General features: G+C 62.7%; 8 protein-coding genes and 1 pseudogene. 2 read left to right on the top strand and 7 right to left on the bottom strand.

The features are described from left to right. The first annotated feature begins 493 nt into the window (after positions 1 to 493). Together ABY403_RS11045 and mazG are read left to right on the top strand one after the other, a co-directional pair. Entirely contained in the window at positions 494 to 1,105 is a 612-nt protein-coding gene (locus tag ABY403_RS11045) for an outer membrane protein (protein ID WP_372840862.1), read from the top strand. 130 nt (positions 1,106 to 1,235) lie between these two features. Next, complete coding sequence (mazG, locus tag ABY403_RS11040) at positions 1,236 to 2,051, top strand: nucleoside triphosphate pyrophosphohydrolase (protein ID WP_372840861.1); 816 nt, start codon at positions 1,236 to 1,238, stop codon at positions 2,049 to 2,051. A gap of 36 nt (positions 2,052 to 2,087) precedes the next feature. Here mazG and ABY403_RS11035 read toward each other — a convergent pair whose 3' ends face one another. The 7 genes and pseudogenes from ABY403_RS11035 to ABY403_RS11005 all read right to left on the bottom strand — a co-directional run. Continuing rightward, positions 2,088 to 2,906, bottom strand: coding sequence for a sulfite exporter TauE/SafE family protein (locus ABY403_RS11035; RefSeq protein WP_372840860.1), 819 nt, complete (start codon positions 2,904 to 2,906; stop codon positions 2,088 to 2,090). 193 nt (positions 2,907 to 3,099) lie between these two features. Further along, positions 3,100 to 4,317, bottom strand: a complete 1,218-nt coding sequence (locus ABY403_RS11030) for a cysteine desulfurase (RefSeq protein WP_372840859.1) — start codon at positions 4,315 to 4,317, stop codon at positions 3,100 to 3,102. A gap of 3 nt (positions 4,318 to 4,320) precedes the next feature. Further along, entirely contained in the window at positions 4,321 to 4,917 is a 597-nt protein-coding gene (locus ABY403_RS11025) for a YIP1 family protein (RefSeq protein WP_372840858.1), read from the bottom strand. Next, a complete protein-coding gene (locus ABY403_RS11020; protein ID WP_372840857.1) occupies positions 4,914 to 5,420 on the bottom strand; it encodes a YIP1 family protein in 507 nt (168 codons plus the stop codon). The genes ABY403_RS11025 and ABY403_RS11020 overlap by 4 nt, the downstream gene beginning before the upstream one ends. Before the next feature lies 1 nt (position 5,421). Further along, positions 5,422 to 6,627 carry a SufD family Fe-S cluster assembly protein gene (locus ABY403_RS11015; protein WP_372840863.1) on the bottom strand — a complete coding sequence of 402 codons (1,206 nt, stop codon included), beginning with the start codon at positions 6,625 to 6,627 and terminating at the stop codon, positions 5,422 to 5,424. Further along, a complete protein-coding gene (gene sufC / locus ABY403_RS11010) occupies positions 6,624 to 7,379 on the bottom strand; it encodes a Fe-S cluster assembly ATPase SufC (protein WP_372840856.1) in 756 nt (251 codons plus the stop codon). Before sufC ends, ABY403_RS11015 begins: the two co-directional genes overlap by 4 nt. Positions 7,380 to 7,395: 16 nt before the next feature. Further along, positions 7,396 to 7,707, bottom strand: a pseudogene (locus ABY403_RS11005) (hypothetical protein); the annotation flags it as partial.

Here is a 7,707-nt window from a genome sequence, read left to right as displayed (position 1 = left end):
GTTGGCGTGCAGATGCTGGCGCCAGGCGGCCATATCGGGCGCATAGGCGGCGATGCGGTTGAGAACGGGCATGAGAGACTCCAGTGATTTTGGCGGCACCCAAGCGGATCGGACGGCGGGATGCAACGGGGAAGATCGCAGAGCGGGCAATTTCGCGCAGTGATCACGGCGCAATCTCGTGCCGTGGGTAGGGTGCGCCACGGTTCCGCTGCGGTGCCGCAGACCGCGTTCGCCTGCCAGTTCGCAGCGTTGCATTGCAGACATGCACATTCTGTTTGGCTGGCAATCAGGCGAAAAAAATCGTTATTTTCATGGGACTCGGCGGCGGATTTTCGCCGTCGCAGCGCGCGGCCTTCCCCTGCCCGGGTGGAGGCTACCCGGTGATCGTGATAAATATGCGTCAGCCCGGGGCCGATTCATGGCCCCGTGGTTGAATGGGGTCCTGGCGCGCACCAGATCGTGCGCAGGGATAAACAACAAAATGAGGCGTACTATGTTTAAAACCACTCTTCTCTCATCCGCGGCGCTGCTTGTCGCAATGTCGAGCACCGCATTCGCGGGTGGCTATGTGGCCCCCGTGGTCGCGCAGCCGGTCATGGAGCCGGTTGTGCAAGTTCATGACTGGTCGGGCGCCTATGCGGGCCTGAAAATTGGTCAAAGCTCGGGTGACTGGGATTGGGACACCAGCACCACTGGCTCGATCGATTCCGGAAACGCCTACGGCGGATTTGCAGGCTACAACGTGCAGCGTGGCAACTTGGTCTATGGCGTCGAAGTTGGCCTGAACCAATCCAACGTCGAGATCACGACCCCCGTGGCATTTGACGCCGGCAACTTCATGGAAATCAAGGGCCGTGTGGGCTATGCGATGGACCGCGTGATGTTCTACGGCGCACTCGGCTACATGAGCGGCGACATCAATGACGGTACGGACGATGTTGATCTCGATGGCATGACCTATGGCATCGGTGCAGAGTTTATGCTCACCGACAACATCTTCGCCGGCCTGGAATACCAGCGCGCCGCCCTTTCGGGCACCTATGGCGGCGCTGACCTCGACGCTGATGTTGACACCGTCGCCCTGCGCGTCGGCTTCCAGTTCTGATCTTTCTGACCAGACAACGGCCTTGCAAACCCGGCACCTCGCGGTGCCGGGTTTCGCATTTTTGCGGCACCCCGTTGGCCTTTGCCGCGCAAGCCGCTAGCCTGCCCCCGCCATATTGCCGGAGCGCGCGATGACCCATGATCCCCTGATTTTTGACCCCGAAGGCGGAATAGCACGGTTGCGCGCGATCATGGCCGCCTTGCGCGACCCGGCCACAGGCTGCCCTTGGGACATCGTGCAGGATTTCGCCACCATCGCCCCCTACACCATCGAGGAAGCCCACGAGGTTGCCGACGCTATCGAGCGGCAGGCTTGGGGCGAGCTCGAGGGAGAGTTGGGCGATCTGTTGTTGCAAGTCGTCTACCACGCGCAGATGGCCGAAGAGGCCGGGCTATTCGGATTTGACGCGGTGGTGCGCGGCATTTCCGACAAGATGGTGGCGCGGCACCCGCATGTGTTTGGCAGCGAAAGCCGCGACAAATCACCCGAACAGCAGACCGCCGACTGGGAGCGGATCAAGGCAACCGAGCGCGCCGGGCGCGCCGAGGAAGGGGTGCTTGACGGGGTCGCACTCGGCCTGCCCGCGCTGACCCGCGCGCTCAAGCTGCAAAAACGGGCGGCGCGCGTGGGCTTTGACTGGCCCTCGACCAACGAAGTGCTGGCAAAGATCGTCGAAGAGGCAGGCGAGTTGGTTGAGGCACGCGATCAGCTTGGACCAGCGGCGTTGGCCGATGAATACGGCGATCTGCTGTTTGTGATGGTCAATCTTGGCCGCCATCTGGGGCTGGATGCCGAGGCGTGCCTGCGTGGTGCCAACGCCAAGTTCACCCGCCGCTTTGGTCATATCGAAACGGCGCTGCAAACGCGCGGCAAGCGCCCGGATGAAAGCGATCTGGCCGAAATGGACGCGCTTTGGAACGAGGCCAAGGCCGCCGAACGCGCCTAAGCCCCGAGGTGCCGCTGGGGCCAGCGGTAAAATCGCTTAGCCGATCAATGCCTTGGCCAGCATGTTGATCGCCACCACGGCAAGAAAAGCCGCAAAGACACGCTTCAGCAATTTGGGGTTTAACCGATGCGCAAGCGATGCCCCCAAGGGCGCGGTTATCAGCGTCATCGAAATGACGATCAGGAAGGCGGGCAGATTGACCGCACCAATCGTAAAGGGCGGTGCGGCATCAACCGGTACCGCCAAAAACACCACCGCCGAAGGCAGCGCGATGGTGATGCCAAAGCCCGCCGCCGTGGCGACCGCCCGGTGAATCGGCACACCGTGCAACGTCATCAGCGGCACCCCGAAAGAGCCGCCGCCAATCCCCATCAGCACCGAGAAAAAACCGATCAGCGGCGACAGTACCACGCGCAGCCGCGGCCCCGGCATCTTACTGCCCAAACGCCATTCCAGACGCCCGAACGCCATATAAAGCGCAATCGTAAAAGCCAGCGCGCCAAAGATGATCTGCAGGGTCGGCGTGCGCAATTGCGCCACCACCGCCACCCCGATGATGGCCCCCACCGCAATGCCCGGTGCCCATTGGCGCAATATCGTCCATTCGACCGCGCCCTTCTTGTTGTGCGAAAGCACCGAGCGGGTCGAGGTGACGATGATCGTGGCAAGCGAGGTGGCAAGGCAGACGCGCATCAGCGCCGGGCTCTCGTAGCCCATACCGGAAAAAAGATAGTAATACGCAGGCACCAGCACGATGCCACCCCCTACCCCCAAAAGCCCTGCGATCAGCCCCGCAAAAGCGCCCACAAGCAGCAACACGGCAATAAGCGGCAATAGCGAGGCAAGGTCGGGCATGGGGGCTCCGGGTTGGCGGTTGGCCCACCGTTTAGCGCGCGCCCGCGCCGGGTGCCACCCACCGCATGCGCTTAAAATCCTTGCCTTGTCGATAAGTTAGCGAAACCGCACCCGGTTTGCACCGCAGCGCAGTGCGGGCTCGCCAAAGGGGCCGTTCAGTTGCGCTGGTTTCTGGCGGCGGCGAACCGGGCGCTTATCCCAAAAGTTCGTGGCAAAGCTCCAACCCCGAGATCAGGGCATCGACTTCCGCACGGGTGTTGTAAAGCCCGAAAGAAGCGCGCGCGGTTGCCGTCAGCCCAAGGTGGGTAAGCAAGGGCATCGCGCAATGCGTGCCCGCCCGCACCGCAATGCCGCGCCGGTCGAGAATGGTCGAGATGTCATGCGCATGTGCCTGCCCGTCGAGCGTAAGCGAGAAGATCGCGCCCTTGCCCGGCGCGTTGCCCTGCACCGAAAGCCAGTTCAGCCCGGACAGTCGCAATTGCGCGTAGTCACGCAGGTCGGCCTCGTGGCGCGCGACATTGTCCATGCCAAGACCCATCAGATAGTCCAGCGCAGCACCGAATCCGATTTGTTGCACAATGCCGGGCGTGCCTGCCTCAAAGCGCGCATAGCCTTCGGCATAGGTGACGCTTTCGGTGGTCACATCGCGGATCATGTCGCCGCCGCCAAGGAAGGGGCGCATCTCGGCCATCCGTTCGCGCGCGATGACAATCGCGCCTGAACCAGAGGGGCCGTATAGCTTGTGCCCAGTCACTGCATAAAAATCGCAGCCAATTTCTGCCAGATTGACCGGCGCATGAACCGCGCCCTGACTGCCATCAACCAGCACCGGCACCCCGCGTGCATGTGCACCGCGCGTGATCGCCGCCACGTCAACGCGCGTGCCAAGCACATTCGACATATGCGTGACCGCAATCAGCCTTGTGCGCGGGCCGATGGCCTCTAGCACCTTTTCGGCAGGCAGGCTGCCATCGGGTTCGGGGGCCACCCATTTCAACACCACGCCCTGCCGTTCACGCAAGAAATGCCACGGCACGATATTGGCGTGATGCTCTAGCAGGCTGAGAACGATCTCGTCGCCCGGCTGCATCCGCGGCGCGGCCCAAGCGTAAGAGACCATGTTGATCGCCTCGGTCGAGCCTGTAGTGAACACCACCTCATCTTCGGCAGCACCCAGAAACCGCGCGACCTTGCCGCGCACCGCCTCATAAGCCTCGGTCGCCACGGTCGAAAGGTAATGCAGCCCACGGTGCACATTGGCATAGTCTTGCGCATAGCCGCGCGTGACCGCGTCGATCACCACCTGCGGCTTTTGCGCCGAAGCGCCGTTGTCGAGGTAGACCAGCGGCTTGCCGTTCACCTCGCGCGCAAGAATCGGAAAATCGGCACGGATCTGGGCAACGTCATACATGGCCTAAGCCCCCGTCTGCGGCACGATGCCGAACAAGCCCAGCAACACCGCGATGGCCAGCGCCGCCACGAAAAGCGCGGCGATAATGCCCAAAAACACCAAGAAACCGCGCTCGAACCCGTGCAATGCGGCGGTGAATTGCGTCAGCATCCACAAGAACAGCACAAAGGCCGCAACCCCCATCGCCGAAGCAAACAGCGGAAAGAGCAAAAGCAACACGACCTGCGCCAGTTGCACCAGTAGCAGAACCGCCTCGATCCAGACGGCCAGAGCAAGGGCCTGCACAAAGCGGCCGCGCCCGCCAAAAACCTGCCCCAAGCCCGACATCGCGCCCGCAACCAGCAACATGCCTGCCAACTGCGCCAGCGCCATGCGCAGGGGCGAGCTGGTCAGCGCCGCCCAAGGGGTGTCCACCGGCACCGGAAACATGGCATTGGCGATCCAGCTAAGCACCGCCGAACCTGCCGCGACAGCCAGCGCCGCTTGCAGCAGCACTTGCACCGGCAGCGACAACGCCAGCAATCGCGCCGCCGCCGCGCGCGGAGTCTTGACGCTTTCGGCCACAAGCTGGGTGAAAAAGGCGATATCGAGTGCCATCATGGTGCCTCGAACTCGGCTACCCGAAGCGACGCGCCCCAGATCACGGCAAACGCTGCCACCAGCACGATGCCGACAAGGTTCAGCGCAGCCCCCGGCCCCACGATCCCCGCTACAAGCCCCTGCAACAGCAGCGCAGGCGAAACCGCCAGCATCGACCAGAACAGCGCCATCCGCACCCCATACCCCGTGGCCCGCCCGCCGAAGGCGCGCGCCACGATATGCGACAGCGCGGCCAGCGTGTAGGCCAAAAGCGGTCCGATGAAGATAACGGCAAACGCCGCCCCCGCCATGCGCGCCTCTAGCGGCACACGTTCTGCCTCGGGCAAGCCCAGATCAAGATAGGCAAGCCGCGATTGCAGCGGCCAAAGCGATACGAAGATAATCAGGCACGCGGCCATCAGCGTGGCCAAAGCCCGGTCTTCGCGCGGCCCCTGCGCCAGCAGCGCGCGCATCACCACGCGCGGTTGCCGCCAAGTGCGGAATATATTGGGGACGATTGCCATTTTACCCTCGGTGCCGCGCCAGCCATTCGTCTAGCCGCGCCAAGATCTCTGCCGCAATCGCCTCGTCGTCAATCTCTGCAATCGCATCGGCAAGGAACGATAGCACCAAAAGCGCCACCGCCTCTTCGCGCGGCACCCCGCGCGAGCGCAGATAGAACAGCGCGGTTTCGTCGATCGCGCCGGTGGTCGAGCCGTGGCTGCATTTTACGTCATCGGCGTAAATCTCAAGCTCGGGCTTGGCCAGAAATTGGCAGCTGTCGTCCAGCATCAAGGCTTGGCTGATCTGATAGCCATCGGTCTTTTGCGCGCCATTTCGCACCAGAATCTTGCCTTGGAAGACGCCGGTGGCACCGTGCCGCAGCACCTTCTTGAACACCTGCCGGCTTTCGCAACCGACCGCGCCATGGGTGATAAACACCGTGTCGTCATGGTGAAAATCGCCGTCGGCACCGTCGCCCAGCGCCGCGCCCGCGATATGGGCCACCGCGTTGTCGCCCACAATCTCGATCATCGCTTCGTTGCGCGTCAGCCGCCCGTTCATCGACAGCGTGAACGATTTGAACACCGCCTGCGCACCAACCCGCGCAAAGATCGCGCTGGCGACCCGATGCCCGATCGAGCGGCCCTGCGGGCGGATGTGGTGAAAGCGCGCGCCTTCGCCAACATCGACTTCCATCACCAGATTGGCGCGCGCGCCCGCCGTGCCGGTTTCGAGAAGCGTGAGCTCCGCACCCGGCTCCAGCTTGACATAGTGGTGCAAAATCGCGTCGGAAGTATTTGAACTTTGGCGATAAGATATGTGCAGCGGCTTTGTGGCGCGGCCTGTGACACGCACCAGAACACCGTCCGTCGCGCGCGCCGTGTTCAGCGCGGCAAGCGGGCGGCGCACGGGTTTTTGCCCAGCGGCCTCTAGGCTGCCCACCGTATCGGCCGCCCATGCGGGCGCATCGGCCAGCCGCGAAATCTCGACCCCCGCCAGCGCCATGTCGTCTGACGCGGCCACATCGAAGACGCCATCGGTAAAGACAAGCCGCAGCTTGTCCATGCCGCTGAAAATCGGACGAGCCACGCGGAACGCTTCGGATTCCGGCACGGCTTCGGCGGCGAAGGTTGCCGGGTCGGTCCAGCGCCAGTATTCATCGCGCCGCGTCGGCCAGCCCATTTCGGCCAACCGCGCTTCGGCGGCTGTGCGTACGGCCTGCATCAGCGCACCTCCGCCAGAATATCCGCATAGCCGTTCTTCTCGACCTCCAGCGCCAGTTCCGGCCCGCCGGTGCGCACGATGCGCCCATCGGCCATGATATGCACCACATCGGGTGCGATATGGTCCAGAAGTCGCTGATAATGCGTGATAACCAAAAAGCTGCGCCCGGCATCGCGCAGCGCGTTCACGCCATCGGCCACCAGCTTCATCGCATCGACATCAAGCCCGGAATCGGTTTCGTCGAGAATGCACATGCGCGGCTCCAGCACCGCCATTTGCAAGATCTCGTTGCGCTTTTTCTCACCGCCCGAAAAGCCCACGTTCACCGGACGCTTGAGCATGTCGGCGTCGATCTTAAGCGTCTTGGCCTTTTCGCGCACCAGCTTGAGAAAATCGGTGGCGCTGATCTCGTCTTCACCGCGCGCCTTGCGCTGCGCATTCAGCGCGGTGCGCAGAAAGACCATGTTGCCCACACCCGGTATTTCCACCGGATACTGGAACGCCAGAAACAGCCCCGCGGCCGCGCGCTCTTCAGGGTCAAGCTCCAGCAGATCCTGCCCTTGCATCGTGGCGCTGCCCTCTGTCACCTCATAGCCTTCGCGCCCCGAGAGAACATAGGACAGCGTCGATTTGCCCGACCCGTTCGGCCCCATGATCGCATGGACTTGCCCGGCGGCAACCTCAAGGTCGACGCCCTTCAGGATCACCTTGTCTTCATCTTCAAGTTTGACGTGCAGGTTCTTGATATTCAGCATAATTACCTCTTGTCGATCATCCAGGGCGCAGGAACAGGCCCAAAAGCCACGTCAATTGCGTGGCCGGAAAGGGTTGCGGGGCAAGTTCGAAGCGCGCCATGCGACCGATCATTTCGGCGCGCGGGGCGAGGCGTTCGACCTCATGGTAAGCGGGGCGATCGATGTAATCATCGATCAGCACATTGACGGGGCGCTGGATACGCAGCGCCACGGTGGCAAAACAGGCGGCGCGAAAGCGCCCGTCGATCAGCACCATATCGGGGTGCACGAAATCGTCGCGATCCCAGACCGAATTGGCATAGCCGGGCCATTTGCGAAAGCTTGCATC

It is taken from the genome of Phaeovulum sp., from assembly GCF_041596715.1.
GTDB lineage: Bacteria > Pseudomonadota > Alphaproteobacteria > Rhodobacterales > Rhodobacteraceae > UBA6213.
Note: the sequence above shows the minus strand (reverse complement) of the source record. Positions and strands in the feature narration are given on the sequence as shown.